This window comes from Actinoplanes sp. NPDC004185 (assembly GCF_053603475.1).
In genome coordinates this window covers 25,058-40,115 of the sequence record NZ_JBSGFR010000015.1, presented here as the reverse complement: position 1 = coordinate 40,115, position 15,058 = coordinate 25,058, and the positions used below count along the sequence as shown (strand labels likewise).

Here is a 15,058-nt window from a genome sequence, read left to right as displayed (position 1 = left end):
GTCGGCATCCGGACAACTCGCCGGAGTTCCGGAACCGGTGGCGGCCGAACGGGCCATCGGGGCGGACTGCGCGTACCGGTATCTCCGGGACGCCCTCGCGCCTCTGCTTGGCATGACGGGAATCGACTATGCGGCGGTACGGCGTACCTGTGTGTTCGCCGTGGCCCTGATCCTGCTGTTGTTCTTCGCGCGGTCGGGGGCGTCGTCGCTGACCATCCAGATGTGGTTCACGCTGTTCGTGATCGCGGCGACGCTCTGGGTCCGCGGCCAGTACATGGACAGCCTCGACGACCGGCAGTGGCTGATCTCCCGGCGCGCCGGGGCGGTCCTGCTGGTGGTGGCGGTCGCCCTGGTCGCCTCGTACGAGTTCCGGCCGCGCGCCGGGGCCGCCCTCGCCGGTGTCCTGCTGGCCTACTTCGTGGCCGGTTCGGCCATCACCTGGCTGCGGCAGGAGCTGCGCTCCGACCGGATCCGGCGCACCCTCGCGCTCACCCTGACCACCGCCGGGACCGGCTGCGCCCTGCTGGGCATCGTGCTGCTCGGCCGCGGTTCCGGCACGGCCGCGGTGATCCTGGAGTACGTCCTGCTCGGCGCGGCCCTGCTGGTGCTGCTGCCGCTCGGCGTGGCCCTGCTCTCCGAGGTCGTCATCCGCTGGATGTGCGGCCTGTCCGGGCCGCGGCCGCTGCGGCTGTGGCTCGGGCTCGCCGGTGCGGCGCTGTTCGTGCTCTCCACCGTCCTGCTCTACGCGCTGACCCGTTCGCCGTGGCTGCTCGGGGCCGTCGTCGTGCTGGCGCTGCTGGTGATCGCGGTGGTGTCCAGCACGCAGGCCGACATCGCGTTCGTCATGAGCGTGATCGCGCTGCTGGGTGTCACGCCGCTGCCCGCCGACGTACCGGCGGACCTGGTGCCGGACCGCACCGCCCGGTCCCTGCTGGTCGCGTTCGGCGATTCCTACATGTCCGGTGAGGGTGCGTCCACGTACTACGAGGGGACGGACGTCGGCGGCGGCAACCAGTGCCGCCGCTCGCCCACCGCCTGGGCCGCCATGGCGGGCCAGCAGCGCCCGTTCGACCAGTTCGAGTTCCTCGCCTGCTCCGGCGCGCGCACCTGGAACGTCGAGTCCGCGGTGGCCCCGCCGACCCGCCCCGGCGTGCCGCCGCCGGAGCCGCAGGCCGGCGAGGAGCGCACCCAGCTCGACGCCTACCTGCACGACTACGGCGACGGGTTCACCCCGGCCATGGTGGTCGCCGGGGTCGGCGGCAACGACGCGGGATTCTCCACCATCGGGCTGATGTGCCTGGCCCCCGGCACCTGCAGCAGCCAGGGCAAGCTCTGGACCGGCGCGCTCGAGCAGGTACGCCAGAACCTGCGCGACACCTACCAGCAGCTCGACAAGGTCTTCCCGGACACCCCGGTCGTCACCGTCGGCTACCCGGACCCGATCGACCTCACCGGCCGCTGTGACGACCTGGCGCTGGCGCCCCGCGAACGCCGCTTCCTGCACGAGTTCGTGACCCGCGGCCTCAACCGGGTGATCGCCGAGACCTCCGCGGAGTTCGGCTTCCACTACCTGGCGGCCATGGAGTCCTCCCTGCGGGTGGCCAACCTCCAGCTGTGCGACCCGCGGAACGAGGGCCGCCCCGGCCTCAACTTCATCGGCCTGCGGTCCGTCGGCGGGGTCGCGGAGCAGCGCTTCAACCCCAAGAACTTCTCGCACAGCAGCCTGCACCCGAACGAGCGCGGCCACGCGGCGATGCTGCGCACGTTCCAGACCTGGCTGCCCGACCTGTCGGCCCTGCCCGTCCGGGGCCCGATCACCAAGGCGACGGCCGACACCCGGGACGCGGGCCTGCGTACGGTCTCGACGGGTCAGGCCGAGCCGCAGTGCGACGTGCTCAGCGCCAGCACCGACGGCTGCCGGACCCAGGGGATGCAGTGGGCCAAGGGCCGCGTCCGGGTGCTGCTGCTCACCCAGGGCTGGATGGGCCTGCTGCCGCTGGCCGGCATCTGGCTCGCGGCGGTCGCCTTCTTCGGCGCCCAGCGCCGTCGCCTCGCCGACCAGCGGGAATGACCGGTGCTGGACGCGCCACCGGCCGTCGGACACACTGTCGCGATGCCGACCGTCTACAAGAACCCCCGTGGTCAGGAGGCGGTCCGGCAGTGGTGTGCCCGGGCCCTGGCGCGGGCTGGCTTCTCGCTCAGCACCACGACCGTGGACACCGGCGCCGGCCCGGTGGCGCTCACCTCGGCCGGCACCGGACGGACCCGGATCGTGCTGGTGCCCGGGACCGGCTTCAACGCCGCGGTGGCGCTGCCGTGGCTGCGGGCATTGTCGGGCCGCTGGGCGACCACGGTGGTGGACCTGCCGGGTCAGCCCGGGCTCAGCGACCCACGCCGGCCCGCCCGGGACCGCTTGGCCTGGTACGGCCGCACGCTCGACGAGATCCTGGCCGCGATGGACGCCGACGACGTCGTGGTGGTCGGCAACTCCCTGGGCGCTGCCGTGGCCCTGGCCGCCGGCTCCTCCCGGATCGCCGCCCGGGCACTGGTCTCACCGGCCGGCTTCATCCGTCTCACGGTGGATCCGCGGCCGGCGCTGGCCTCGACCAGGTGGCTGCTGAGTCCCACCGTCGAGCACACCCGGCGGATGCTGCGGTTGTTCGTCGCGCCCGGGACGGAGCCGCCCGGGACCGAGGTGGAGTGGATGGCGCTGATGGCCCGGTCGTGCCGCACGACGCTGGCTCCCGCGCCGCTGCCGGCGGAGCTGCTGGCCCGGCGCGCCGAGCGGCCGTGTGTCGTCTCGGTGGGTGCCCATGACCGGTTCCTGCCGCCCCGCCGGCTGGTCCCGGTGGTGCGCCGCTCGATGGGCCTCGACGTGCGGGTGGTCCCCGGCGCCGGGCATCTGACGACCACGGACCAGCTCGACGGCATGGTGTCCCTGGTGGCCGCGGTCGCCGGCTGAGCCCCGCCCGCGGTCGCGGGCGGGACGCACCGGTGGTCGCGCCGGCCCGCTGATCAGGCCTTCACCACCTGGAAGGTGATCTCGTAGTCGGCGTTCGGCAGGTGGAACTCGCCGCGCTGCGCGCCCCGGCCGGCCTGGCCGCCGATCGCGGTGACCACGCCGAACTGGTCGTCCGAGCCGGGGTCCACCTCGACCAGGGCGATGTGGGCGACCGAGGTGAAGACCGTGGATCGCGGACGCAGGTCCACGGTCTCGCCCTTGCCGATGTCACCGGGGCCGTAGACGGAGACGCCGTTGACGAACAGCTGCGGCTCGTCCCGGCCGATGGTGTCCTGCTTGCGCTTACAGGTCAGCGCCGTCAGCTGCAGCCGGTACCGCCCCGCCGTGCTGGTCAGGGTGGATGCCGTGCTCGCGGCGGTGCTGTTTCCCGCGTTGCCCTTCATGGGTCCTCCTGGTGGGTGGGGGCCGGCACCTGCTGCCTGCCCTCGCTTGCCACGGTGGGCCGGACCCGTGGGGCGGCTGTTGGATTTCCGTTGAACCGCAGGTCCGGTGGGCGACAGCGGTCGCGCCGCGGGCGGCGGAGACTGAGCGGGACGGGGGGGAGGAGCCGATCACAGTGCCAGCGGACTTCCGGTTGCTCGGCGGGATCGACGTGTCCGTCGGTGGCCGGCCGGTCGACATCGGCCACACCAAGCAGAGGTATGTGCTGGCCGCGCTGGCCGTCGACGCCGGCCGGTGCGTCCCGGCCGACAGCCTGATCGAGCGGGTGTGGGGAGCCGACCCGCCGCGCCGGGCCAGGGACACCACCCGGGCCTACCTGTGCAAGCTCCGGCAGGCCCTCGAGCCCTGGGACGCGATGATCATCCGGCAGGCGGCCGGTTACCTGCTCGCGGTTGATCCGCTGTCGGTCGACGTGCACCGGTTCCGGCATCTCGTGGCGACGGCCCGCTGCGGTGCGGAGGCGACCGCCCAGGAGGCGTACGCGGCGGCGCTGCGGTTGTGGCGCGGTCAGCCGCTCGGTCCGCTCGACTCGCCCTGGGCGGCGCAGGTGCGCGCGGAGCTGGCCCGGGAGCGGCAGGCCGCCGAGCGGGACCACATCGACCTGCAGCTGGCCGGGGGCGGGCACGCGGAGCTGCTCGCCCCGCTCAGCGCGCAGGCGGCGGCCGACCCGTTCGACGAGCGGCTGGCCGGCCAGCTCATCCTGGCCCTGTACCGCAGTGACCGGCGGGCCGACGCCCTGGCCCACTACGAGCGGGTGCGCCGGCAGCTCGCCGACGAGCTCGGCATCGACCCGGGCCCGTCACTGCAGCGGCTGCACGGGCGGATCCTGCGCACCGACACGTCGCTGGGGGCGCCCCGGACCGGCGCTGTACGGCAACGGTCGACGCCTCAGCAGCTGCCGTCGCTGCCGGCGGCCTTCACCGGTCGTTCCGCCGTGCTGTCGCGTCTGGACTCCGTGCTGCTGCCCGGGGAGACCGGCCGGGCGGGCCGCGTGGCGGTGATCCACGGACCGGGCGGCGTGGGCAAGACCTGGCTCGCGCTGCGCTGGGCCCACGACAACGCCCAGCACTTCCCGGACGGCCAGCTCTATGTGAACCTGCGCGGCTTCGATCCCGGCCGTGACCCGCTGACCTCGGAGTCCGCGGTGCGGGGCCTGCTGTACGGGCTCGGCGTCACCGCGGTGGCCGTGCCCCCGGACCCGGACAGCCAGGTCGTCCTCTACCGCAGCCTGGTGGCCGGGCGCCGGATCCTGCTGGTGCTGGACAACGCCCGTACGTCGGCCCAGGTGGAGCCGTTGCTGCCCGGCGCGGCGAGCTGCGCGACCGTGATCACCGGCCGCACCGGGCTCGCCGACCTGGTGGCGGGGCACAGTGCTCGTCCCGTACCGCTCGCGGTGATCGACGACGCGGAGTCGGCGCAGGTCCTCGCCGGCCATCTCGGCGCCGCCCGGCTCGCCGCCGAGCCGGACGCGGCCGCCGAGCTGATCCGCCACTGCGCCGGACTGCCGCTGGCGCTCGGGATCGTGGCCGGCCGGGCGGCGCTCGCCCCCGAGCTGCCGCTGTCCGCGCTGGCCGACGACCTGCGGGAGTCCTCGGCCCGGCTGGACGGGCTCGACACCGGCGATCTGCGCGGCAACCTGCGGGCCGTGCTCGCCGCCTCGGTCGCGGCGGTGCGGCCGGAGGCGGCCGAGTTGTTCGGCCGGCTCGGCGCCGCCCCGGGGCCGGACATCGCGCTGGCCGCCGTGCGCAGCCTGATCGGGCTGGCTCGGGCGGAGCTCATGCCGTCGCTGCGCGAGCTGATCGACGCGCACCTGGTCCAGGAGCACCAGCCGGGCCGGTATCGCATGCACGACCTGGTCCGCCTGTACGCCGTGGAGGCCGGCGGCGATCCGGCGCCGGTCCGCGACCGGATGCTCGGCTACTACGCCCGCACCGCCCTGGCGGCGGACCGGGCGCTCGACCCGACCCGCGACCAGCTGGGCCACGCCGGGGCCGGCCCGGCCGCCGGGCCGCCCGGGACGGTGACCGACCCGCTCGACGCGGTGGTCTGGTTCGAGCACGAGCACCAGGTGCTGCTGTCCTGCGTCGCGCAGGCGGCCGAGTGCGGCGCCGACCCGCAGGTCCTGGCGCTGGTCTGGGGCATGACCACCTATCTGGAACGGCGCGGCCGGTGGCACGACCGGGCGGCGCTCCAGCAGACCGCTGTTCTCGCGGCGGTGCGGCTCGGTGACCTGCGCGCCGAGGCGGACGCGCGCCGGGGGCTGGCCATGGCCCACATCTGGCTCAACGCCTACGACCGGGCGGCCGCCGAGCTGGCCATCGCCCGCGAGCTGTTCCACGCGGCCGGCGATCCGATCGGCCTGGCCGCGGCACACCGGACGACGGCCCGGATGCTGGGCCGGCAGGACAGGCACGCGGACGCCCTCGTGCACGACGAGCACGCCCTGACTCTGTTCCGGGCCGGGCACCACCTTGTCGGGCAGGCCACCGTCCTCAACGCCATCGGCTGGCATCACGCCCACCTCGGCCGGCCGGAGGCCGCGATCGAGAACTGCCGGCAGGCCCTGGCCATCCACGAGCAGCTCGGCAACAGCTTCGGCCGGGCGCTCACCCTGGACACCCTCGGCATGGCGCACCACGTGCGAGCGGATCACGGTGACGCGCTGACCTATTTCCGGCACGCGGTGGCGGCGTTCCGGTCCTGCGGCGACCGGTACCAGGAGGCCGATACCCTGCGCCGGATCGGCGCGGTCCTGCTGGAGACCGGAGCGGTCCAGGAGGGTTGCGCCGCCTGGCGCCGGGCGGCGGTGATCCTCGGCGAGCTCGGCCACCCCGACGCCGACGTGGTCCGGCGGCAGCTCGGCGAGATCACCCGCGCCCCCGTGCCGGCGGGTGCCCTCAGCGCTTCGTGAAGACCGGTCCCAGCTTGTCGATCTCCGCCCCGGCCCGCCCGTGGAAGCCGGTCAGCTGCCGGCCCGCGGGCGCGGTCCAGGTCACACAGTCCGCGGTGGCCGTGCCACCGCTGACGGTGGCGCCGAGGTTGGTGGTCAGGCCGGCCCAGAAGATCCGGGTACGGCCGTCGCGCACGCCCCGGCACACGGTCGCCGAGGCCACGTACTCGCCGGGGGCCAGCGTCAGCGACCGTGCGGTGCCGCCCGCGCCGCCGTGCCGCAGCGTCGTGCCGTCGGCCAGGGTAAGACCGAGCTGATCGAGGCGGTTGCCGGCGCGCAACCCGATCGCGGTGACGCGGGCGTCCGGCGCCACGGCCGGCACGTCGGTGAAGTGGTCGCCGTGCGGCCCGCCGAACTGGTCGCCCAGCTGATAGTCCGGGTCGGCCGTCCAGGCCAGCCGCACCGAGACGGGATCGTGGTCGGACAGCCGGACCCCGTCAGCGGTACGGAAGGCGGCGCTCTCGTTGTGGTAGGCGGTCGCCCGCAACGTCACGGCCCGGCTGCCGCGGTAGAGCACCTTGTCCACGACCTCGCAGGTGTCGCTCACCACGGCCTCGTCGCAGACCAGCGCCGGGCTGCCGGCCGCCGGGGCGTCGCCGCCGCGGACGAGCTGCACCCAGGCGTCGGTCAGCCCGTTGGCCGAGGTGAAGTCCCGGATCGTGTCCGCCGCCCGGGTCCAGCGCGTGTTGGTGTCACCCATGACCAGCACCGCGTTGCCCGCGGAGTGGGTGCCGATGAACGCCGTGAGCTGGCTGAGGTTGGCCGCCCGGGACTGCTGGTCGCCCGCGTTCGTGCCGGCGTTGGTGTGCAGGTTGTAGACGTCGACGAAGACGCCGTCCGCCAGCCGGGTCCGCAGGAACGTGAAGCCCTTCGGCGTGAGGCAGTCGCCGGAGTCCAGCTGGCAGGAGGTCCACCGGCCCCGCTCGGCATCGTCGTACGGGTACGCCGACAGCGTGTTCAGCCCACTGCCGAGGCCGGCCCCGCCGCTGGTCGCCGTCCGGTACGGGTGGCTGTCCGCCGCGTACAGGGCCGCGTGGTGGTTGAAGTCCTCCTGGACGTTGACGATGCCGTACCCGGAGAGCCGTTGCCCGATCGCGGTCGTGCTCGGCCCCCGGGGTGCCGGGGCGCTGGACAGGCCCTCCGGCAGTCCGGCGATGTTGTAGATGAGCACGTCGACGGTGCCGGCGGCGGCCGGGTCCGCGAGGGCGGGCCCGGCCGGGACGACGACCGCGGCCGCGGCGACGAGGCAGCTCAGCAGCAGCCGCACCGGGTCAGCGCGCCACGGGGCTGGTCCAGCCGGTGGCCACGTGGCCGATTCGGACCCGCTGCGGATGGTCGCCGACGGCAATGGTGGCCACCCGCTTGCCGGTGGCGAAGCTGATCGCCGAGACCTGGTCGGCGCCGGACTCCGAGATCACGCAGTCCCGGCCGTCACCGCTGACCGTGGCCCAGTACGGCTTGCTCGCCGGGACCAGGGTCGCCTCCTGCAGCGAGCCGCGGTCGACGACGGTCACGTAGTCGTCCATGGTCCCGGCGACGCAGAGCTTGCTGCCGTCCGGGCTCATGGCCAGGCCGTGGTGCCGGGAGTCGTTGACGAAGGTGGTGCGGTCGTCGCTGGTGGCCGGGTTCTTCGGCAGCGTCTTCACCCGGGTCACCTTGTCGGTGGCGACGTCGTACTCGACGAGCCCGTTGAAGTACGAGACCTGGAAGTACAGCTTCGCGCCGTCCGGGCTGAACACGGCGGGCCGGATCGCGTTGGACAGGTCCTTGCGGCCGAAGGCGTCCAGCCGGGCGCGCATGTCGATCGTGCGTACCGTCCGGAAGGTCGTGGTGTCCACGACCGTGATCCGCCGGTTGCCCTTGGTCCAGTCCCAGCCGGGGTCGTCGAGGTCGGTGTTGACCTCACCGATCGACATGTTCCACAGGTAGCGCCCGCCGTCGGTGTAGACGTTCTCGTGCGGCTTGTCCCCGGTGGCGAACGAGCCCAGCTGCCGGCCGGTCGCGATGTCCAGCACGTGCACCGTGTTCGAGGTGGACGCCGAGACCGCGACCTGTGTGCCGTCCGGGGAGACCGCCATGTGGTCGGCGCGGAAGCCGGAGACCGGGAACCGCCACCGGGGCAGCCCGGTGCGCAGGTCGATCGAGATCACGTCGGCCAGGCTGGGCCGCGAGGCGACCAGCGCGGTGCCGTCCGGGGTGGTGTACATGTCGTCGACGAGCTGGTCGTGACCCTCGCCGGGACCGGAGCGGATGCCGAGGAAGTAGGCCAGCTTGATCGGGTTGAGGTAGATGTCCAGGAGCCGGGTGTCCAGATCCGGGATCACACTGAGGCCGCCCAGCTTGGTGTAGCCACCGCCCGGGCGGATGACGTCGACCGTGCCGGCCCAGTTGTTGCCGACGAACATCACCTCCTGCAGGCCCGCGGGCGGTGCGGCCGCGGCCGGCAGCGGTGCGGTGGCGAACAGGGTGGCGGCTAGGGCGGTTAACGCGAACATTTTTCGGGCCACGGGACTCTCCTGCACGCGGGGAGTGATGTTACTTTGCGGTAACGAACAGGAAACAGCGGATCGTCGCCCGTCGATAGGTGCCGGGGACCAACGTCCGGACCCGTCGTTGTGCGGCGGCCACAACCGCCCGGGAGCAGCCATGGCACCGACCACGCGTGGGGACGTGTTCGTCAAGGTGCTGTGGGCCATGGCGGCCGACGAGCGCATCGTGGACGACCTGGTCCGGGCGGCCCGGGCCGAGGCGCCGGAGGTCGCGCGGCTGCCCGCGGCGGAGACCCGCCGGCACGTCGCCCTGCTGTTCTCCGCCGGGCTGGCGTCCTTCGAGCGGGCCGGCGATCCCGGTGCGAGCGACTTCGCCGAGGCGGCCCGGCTCGGCGCCGACCGGGCGGCGCAGGGCATCTCGATCGGTGGTCTGCTCTGCGCGGTGCAGGCAGGGCGCAACCGGGCTCTGGAGATCGCCGTGCAGCGGGCCCGCGACGCCGCCATCCCCGACGGGGTCCTGCTCGAGGTCCTGCTCGACCTGGACCGCTACCTCGGCATCATGGAACGGCACGTGATCGCCGGCCACCGCGCCGCCGAGCAGGCGCTGGCCGGCGCCGGCGTGGAGGCCGGCGACCGGGTGCTGCGCGCCCTGCTGCTCGGCGACGAGCCGGGGCCGTCACCGGCCGAGCTGACCCGGGCCGGGCTGCGCACCGACGGCCGCTACCACTGCCTGGTCGGCGAGGTGACCGATCCGGGCCGGCTGCGGGCGGTGGGCCGCCGGCTGGCGGCCGGCGGGGGCGTCGCCGGTACGGTGCGGGGCCGGCTCGCCGTGCTCACGCCGCGGATGCCGGCGGGGGACGCCCTCGACCCGGGTGTGCTGATGGTCGCGGCCCCCGCGTGGCCGTTGCCGGGCATCCGTGCGGTGTTCGACCTCTGCCTGGCTGCCCTGCCGATCGCCGCCCGCTCCGGGCGGCCCGGCCCGCACCTGCTGGTCGAGCACGCCGGCGATCTCGCCCTGAGGGCCCAGCCGGTGCTCGCCGGCCTGGTCTCCTCGGCCGTGCTGGGCGAACTGCGGGCCGGGGACGACTTCCACCGGGAGCTGGTGTCGACCGCGCTGGCCTATCTGGACCACGGTCAGCGGCTGGACCACACGGCCGCGGCGTTGCACGTGCACCCGAACACGGTCCGGTACCGGCTGCGCCGGCTGCACGAGCTCACCGGGGTGCCGCTGGTGCCCGGCGAGCCGGGGGAGGGGCTGACCGTGCTGGCGACCGTGGGCCTGTGGTGGGCGCTGCGGACCTGGCGCGAGTCGCCGGCCGGCGCGGGACCGGCGCCCAAAGACTTCGATGCTTGACGATGCGTCGCGGCCGGGGTTAGCGTGCCTCCCATCCAGAACAACTGCCTTTTCTGGATCAAAGTGGGGGAGATTCCCATGCACACCTGCGACTGTCATGCCCACCAGGTCCGGTACGGCCGCACCCGCTGGCGCCGCTTCGGCATCCTCTTCGGGCTCAGCGCGGCGACCGTCGGTGGCCTGCTCACGCTGATGTCCAACGGCGCGCTGGCCGCCTCGTTCTCGGTGTCCGGCCAGCAGTTCAAGGTCAGCGCCGACAAGCTCGAGGCGAACGGCTTCGTGCAGTACGGCACGGTCGACGCCCGTACCGAGCCGGGCGCCGGCTCCCAGCGGCCCGAGCCGGTGGCGGTGTCGGCGATGAAGACGGCGACCCTGAACAACCTGTGCCAGTCCGTCGTCACCGATCTCGGCGATTTCGGCTCGGTCACCTTGAAGATCAACGCGGGCACCGGCAAGGACCCGGTGACGGCCAAGAACATGGTCGTCGACATGAGCAACCTCGACGGCGACGCCAAGTTCCAGGACATGGAGATCGGCCGCGACGCCGCCACCCTCGACAAGGGACCGACCAACGACCCCGCCGAGATCGCCCAGCGCCGCGAGGGCTTCTTCAGCCAGCAGGCCGACAAGGTGACCATCACCAACCTCAAGCAGGTGGCCTGGGCGACGACCGCGGGCGAGTTCAACCTCACCGGGCTCTCCCTGCGCCTGAAGTGGGGCAAGGACGAGTGCTTCTGAGCGTGCGCCGCATCCCACGATCGAAGGAGATCGAGATGGTTCGTACCCGTTCCCGCATCGCCCGCCACCCGGCGCTGATCGCGACGGCCGTGGTCGCCGCGACCGCGCTGGTGGCCTTCCCCGGAGGGCCGGCCCAGGCCGCCGCCTCGACCACCGTCGGCCCGGCCGGGCACAGCTACACCGCCGCACTGGTGCCCGGCACCACCGCGACGTTCCTGGTCGGCTCGACCACGGTCACCTGCAACCAGTCGGCCAACAACGGCGCGGTGCCGGCCGAGCCGGCCAACACCAGCGCCGACGGCCCGGTCGTGTCGACGCTGACCCCGGCGACCTTCACCAACAACGGCGGGGCCTGCCCGACCAACGTGCTGTTCACGACCGCGCGCACGGTCTCCAACTCGACCAACGGCGACTGGACCATCGCGCTGCAGTACGACGAGGCCGGCTCGGTCGGCACCATGACCATCCCGCAGGCCGGTGTGGTCACCACCATCTCCGGCCTCGCGTCCTGTGTGGTGACCGTGGCCCCGGACGGTCCGGCGTCCTTCAGCGGCCCGTGGGTGCCCGGCACCGGCACCAGCGTCCCGCAGCTCGACTTCTCCGCGGGCGTGTCCCTGCCGATCCGGGTGACCGGCGGCCTGACCTGCCCGACCGGCGCCACCACGGCGACGTTCCGGGCGCGCTACGCGGTCAGCGACACCACGGACCCGGCCCAGCAGATCACCGTCACGGCGGGACCGGCACCCACCGAGCCGACTCCCTCCGAGTCGGCCCCCGCGGAGCCGACCCCCTCCGGCTCGGCCCTGACCGAGTAGGACCGGCTCATCCCGGGCTCCCGGCGGCCGCCCGAGCCGCGGCCGCCGGGCCCAGGAACGGCACGAGCACCAGGTAGGTCAGGTCGCCCAGGCGCTGCGGCAACTCCGCCGCCCGCCCGGTCGACACGAAGTCGTAGATGACGCCGTAGACGCCGGCGATCACCGCGTCGATCACGCCACCCGGCACCGGCGGCGACCCGGTCCGGCGCGGCGCCTCGGTGAAGAAGACGGCGTAGGCGTCCAGCAGTTGCCGCCGGCAGGCCCGGGCCCGTGGCCCGGCGGCGAGCACCTCCACCACCGCGAGCGAGGCGAAGGCCGGCTCGGCCGCCAGGATCCGCAACAGCGTGTCCAGACCGCTGTGCATCCGCTGCGGCCAGCGGGCCGGCCGGGCGTACGCGGCGGCGACCGATTTCTGCAGCAGGGTGACCCCGCGCTCGAAGGTGGCCAGGAAGCACGCCTCCTTGTCCGCGAAGTGCTGGTAGAACGCGCGGGTGGAGACCCCGGCCGCGGTGCACACCTCACCCAGGGACGCGTTGGCGTAGCCGCGCTCGGCCACCGTACGGGCCATCGCGTCGATGAGGCGGTCGCGCTGGGTGCGGCTGACGAATTCCCGGGTGAGATCGTGGCGTCCGCGCGGCAGCAGCCGGTCCGGCTCGGTGGCCGATCGCGAGCCCGGAATGCGCTCGTCGGATTGCGCCGTCTGGGACACCGTCACCTTCCTTCGCCGTGTGACTGCGCCGTCTGGGCGGGACTGCCGGCCGGCGGGCCGGAATGGTCGCGGCGCCGCTGCGGCCAGCCTAGACGACGGCGCGGCGGTGGTGGGACGCCGCGACGCGATGGGCGATTCGGGCGGATATCCCCGATCGGCACGGGTCCGCCGGATACCTTCGTGTCGGCTGTGGAATGAATGGTGAATTCTTATATGAAAGGTGCGTCATGTCTGTTCGCCGCCGTATTCTGTCCGCCGGTTCCCGTGCGCTGGCTGCCGCGACGCTGACCGCCGGGACCGTGGCGGCCGTGGCGCTGACGCCGGCGAGCCCGGCCCAGGCGGCACCCGCGATCCCGTTCCTCACCGGCTTCCAGCTGTTCAACGTGCACAGCGGGAAGTGCCTCGCGCCGGCCGCGAACGACGCCGTCGTGCAGAGCGCCTGCCGCGAGGAGAGCGCGCACCTGTGGCGGATGCGGCTCGTGTCGCTGACCGGCCTGTTCCAGGTGCAGAACGTCCGCAGTGGCCGGTGCCTGAGTGCCGCCGGCGGCGACGGCCGCGCGGTGCAGCACCGGTGCGACGACGACCTGGCCCGCAGCTGGCGCCTGTGGGACGCCAAGGGGAAGGGCTTCTACATCCGCAGCGCCATCAGCGCCCGGTGCTTGACCGTCGCCGGCGGCGGCCGGGCCGAGAACGCCGCCGCGGTGCTGTCGACCTGTGGCCCCGCCCGCTCCCGGCGCTGGGACGCGCGCCTGCTGGGCAGCACGGAGCGGGCATGAGAAGGGGGCGCGGGCCACACCGGCCCGCGCCCCCTTCGTCAGCACCACGTCAGCGCAGGACGCTCAGGTCCGGCAGCACGCGGTTGGAGCCGCCGCCGGAAGCGGACGCGCTCTTGGCCGCCGCGGCCGTCGGGTCCGGCTGCGGCAGCGGGTCGCACTGCTTGTCGGAACGGTTGCCGCGCACCCGGGCCGGCAGCGTGCCGTCGGACAGGTACGCCGCGATCGCGTTGTCGGTGCACGCGATGCCGTTGAGCGAGCCGGAGTGCGTGGTGCCCCCGACGCCCTCGATCAGCACCGACCGCGGGAAGCGCTTGCGGACCTCGAGTGCTCCCGCGTACGGCGTCGCCGCGTCGTTCGTCTCGTTGATCAGCAGGATCGGCGGCGCCTTCTTGCCGTTGACGTTCACCGGCGTGCCGACGTCACCCTTCCAGAACACGCAGGGCGCGTTGAACCAGGCGTTGCTCCACGTCAGGAACGGGTGCTGGGAGTAGATCCGCCAGTTGTCGCGCTGCCACTTGTTCCAGTTCTTCGGCCACTTCACGTCGGTGCACTGGGTGGCCAGGTACATCGCGTAGCCGTTGTCGGTGCCCGGCCCCTGCGGGTAGCCACCGTCGTACAGCGCCTTGGCCGGGGCGTAGTCGCCGTCGTTGACGTACGCCGCGAACGCCTCGGCGATGGTCGTCCAGTCGAAGATGTAGTACGCCGCGGAGGTGAAGATGTCGGTCCACTCGTCCGGGCCGATGACGCCGCCGGCCGGTGCCTTGCGCAGCTGCTGCAGCGTCGCGTAGTACTTCTTCCTCACCGCGTTGCCGGTGGCGCCCAGGTGGTAGACCGAGTCGTACTTGGCGACCCAGGCGAAGTACGTGTTGATGTTCTTGTCGAACGCCACGTCCTGCGCCAGGTTCGCCTTGTACCAGACGTCGCGCGGGTCGACGTTGCCGTCGAGGACCATCCGGCGGACCCGCTCCGGGTGCAGAGTGCTGTAGACCTGGCCGAGGTACGTGCCGTACGAGAAGCCGTAGAAGTTGAGCTGCTTCGCGCCCAGCGCCTTACGGATGCTCTCCATGTCGGCGATCGTGTCCGTGGTCTTGACGTGGTCGAGCAGCTCGCCGCCGGCCTTGGCGCAGGCCTGCGCGTACTGCTTCGAGCGGGCCAGCCACTGCTTCTCCAGCGACCGGGTGACCGGCACGTAGTACGGCCGGTTGTACTGGGTGGTCAGGTTGCCGTCGCAGGTCAGGGACGGCTCGCTGGAGCCGACACCGCGCGGGTCGAACCCGATCCAGTCGTAGTCGCTGCCCACGTTGTCCGGCACGTACTCGCCGAGCACCGACAGGGTCAGCCCGGATCCGCCGGGACCGCCCGGGTTGGTCAGCATGATGCCCTGGTAGTCCGCCGCCGGTGACTTGTGCAGGATGCGGGAGACGGCCAGTTTGATCTTGGTGCCGCGCGGGCGCCGGTAGTCCAGCGGCACCGTGAGCATGCCGCACTGCGCGCCGCGGCGCTGCAGCCCGGGGCTTTCGCACGTGCCCCACGCGATCGGCGCGGGTGTGTAACCGGTTTCGCCGCGCGCGGGCGTCGCCTGCGCGGGCGCCGACGCCACCGCGCCACCGGCGGCCAGGCCGATGACGACAGCGGCCGTCAGAAGTCTTCTCATGTCGTGCCTCTCGTCCGACGTGCCCGGCGGGGCGTGGCGATCGGATCGCGATCGACACGTATGAGCCGGGCGAACGAGAGCCTAGGCCCGATCCGGCCGGGCCGCGAGAC

Annotated in this window: 12 protein-coding genes; 7 read left to right on the top strand and 5 right to left on the bottom strand. The window is 73.2% G+C overall.

The window, feature by feature from the left end; genetic code table 11:
* Positions 1–112: 112 nt before the first annotated feature.
* Positions 113–2,071 carry an SGNH/GDSL hydrolase family protein gene (locus ACWEOZ_RS17305; RefSeq protein ID WP_451911683.1) on the top strand — a complete coding sequence of 653 codons (1,959 nt, stop codon included), beginning with the start codon at positions 113–115 and terminating at the stop codon, positions 2,069–2,071.
* A 42-nt stretch (positions 2,072–2,113) separates the two neighbouring features.
* Positions 2,114–2,962 carry an alpha/beta fold hydrolase gene (locus tag ACWEOZ_RS17300; RefSeq protein WP_451911682.1) on the top strand — a complete coding sequence of 283 codons (849 nt, stop codon included), beginning with the start codon at positions 2,114–2,116 and terminating at the stop codon, positions 2,960–2,962.
* 53 nt (positions 2,963–3,015) lie between these two features.
* Here ACWEOZ_RS17300 and ACWEOZ_RS17295 read toward each other — a convergent pair whose 3' ends face one another.
* Positions 3,016–3,405: a hypothetical protein gene (locus ACWEOZ_RS17295; protein ID WP_451911681.1), complete on the bottom strand. Its 390-nt coding sequence runs from the start codon at positions 3,403–3,405 to the stop codon at positions 3,016–3,018.
* 173 nt (positions 3,406–3,578) lie between these two features.
* Here ACWEOZ_RS17295 and ACWEOZ_RS17290 point away from each other — a divergent pair, with 173 nt between their 5' ends.
* Complete coding sequence (locus ACWEOZ_RS17290) at positions 3,579–6,374, top strand: AfsR/SARP family transcriptional regulator (RefSeq protein ID WP_451911680.1); 2,796 nt, start codon at positions 3,579–3,581, stop codon at positions 6,372–6,374.
* Here ACWEOZ_RS17290 and ACWEOZ_RS17285 read toward each other — a convergent pair.
* Together ACWEOZ_RS17285 and ACWEOZ_RS17280 are read right to left on the bottom strand one after the other, a co-directional pair.
* Complete coding sequence (locus ACWEOZ_RS17285; protein ID WP_451911679.1) at positions 6,361–7,680, bottom strand: jacalin-like lectin; 1,320 nt, start codon at positions 7,678–7,680, stop codon at positions 6,361–6,363. The genes ACWEOZ_RS17290 and ACWEOZ_RS17285 overlap by 14 nt on opposite strands.
* 4 nt (positions 7,681–7,684) lie before the next feature.
* Positions 7,685–8,908: a YncE family protein gene (locus tag ACWEOZ_RS17280; RefSeq protein WP_451911793.1), complete on the bottom strand. Its 1,224-nt coding sequence runs from the start codon at positions 8,906–8,908 to the stop codon at positions 7,685–7,687.
* 151 nt (positions 8,909–9,059) lie between these two features.
* Between ACWEOZ_RS17280 and ACWEOZ_RS17275 the strand changes: the two genes are divergently transcribed.
* The 3 genes from ACWEOZ_RS17275 to ACWEOZ_RS17265 all read left to right on the top strand — a co-directional run bounded on the left by ACWEOZ_RS17275 (position 9,060) and on the right by ACWEOZ_RS17265 (position 11,809).
* On the top strand, positions 9,060–10,256 hold the full coding sequence (locus ACWEOZ_RS17275) for a PucR family transcriptional regulator (protein WP_451911678.1): 1,197 nt from the start codon (positions 9,060–9,062) through the stop codon (positions 10,254–10,256).
* Positions 10,257–10,334: 78 nt separating this feature from the next.
* Positions 10,335–10,994: a DUF6230 family protein gene (locus ACWEOZ_RS17270; protein WP_451911677.1), complete on the top strand. Its 660-nt coding sequence runs from the start codon at positions 10,335–10,337 to the stop codon at positions 10,992–10,994.
* A 35-nt stretch (positions 10,995–11,029) separates the two neighbouring features.
* Entirely contained in the window at positions 11,030–11,809 is a 780-nt protein-coding gene (locus tag ACWEOZ_RS17265; RefSeq protein ID WP_451911676.1) for a hypothetical protein, read from the top strand.
* Positions 11,810–11,816: 7 nt separating this feature from the next.
* Here ACWEOZ_RS17265 and ACWEOZ_RS17260 read toward each other — a convergent pair whose 3' ends face one another.
* The gene (locus ACWEOZ_RS17260) at positions 11,817–12,518 is read right to left on the bottom strand and encodes a TetR/AcrR family transcriptional regulator (RefSeq protein WP_451911675.1); all 702 of its coding nucleotides are present in this window, start codon (positions 12,516–12,518) and stop codon (positions 11,817–11,819) included.
* Between the two features lie 227 nt (positions 12,519–12,745).
* Here ACWEOZ_RS17260 and ACWEOZ_RS17255 point away from each other — a divergent pair, with 227 nt between their 5' ends.
* Positions 12,746–13,294: an RICIN domain-containing protein gene (locus tag ACWEOZ_RS17255; protein ID WP_451911674.1), complete on the top strand. Its 549-nt coding sequence runs from the start codon at positions 12,746–12,748 to the stop codon at positions 13,292–13,294.
* Between the two features lie 49 nt (positions 13,295–13,343).
* Here ACWEOZ_RS17255 and ACWEOZ_RS17250 read toward each other — a convergent pair whose 3' ends face one another.
* Positions 13,344–14,948, bottom strand: a complete 1,605-nt coding sequence (locus ACWEOZ_RS17250; protein WP_451911673.1) for an alpha/beta hydrolase — start codon at positions 14,946–14,948, stop codon at positions 13,344–13,346.
* Between the last annotated feature and the right edge of the window lie 110 nt (positions 14,949–15,058).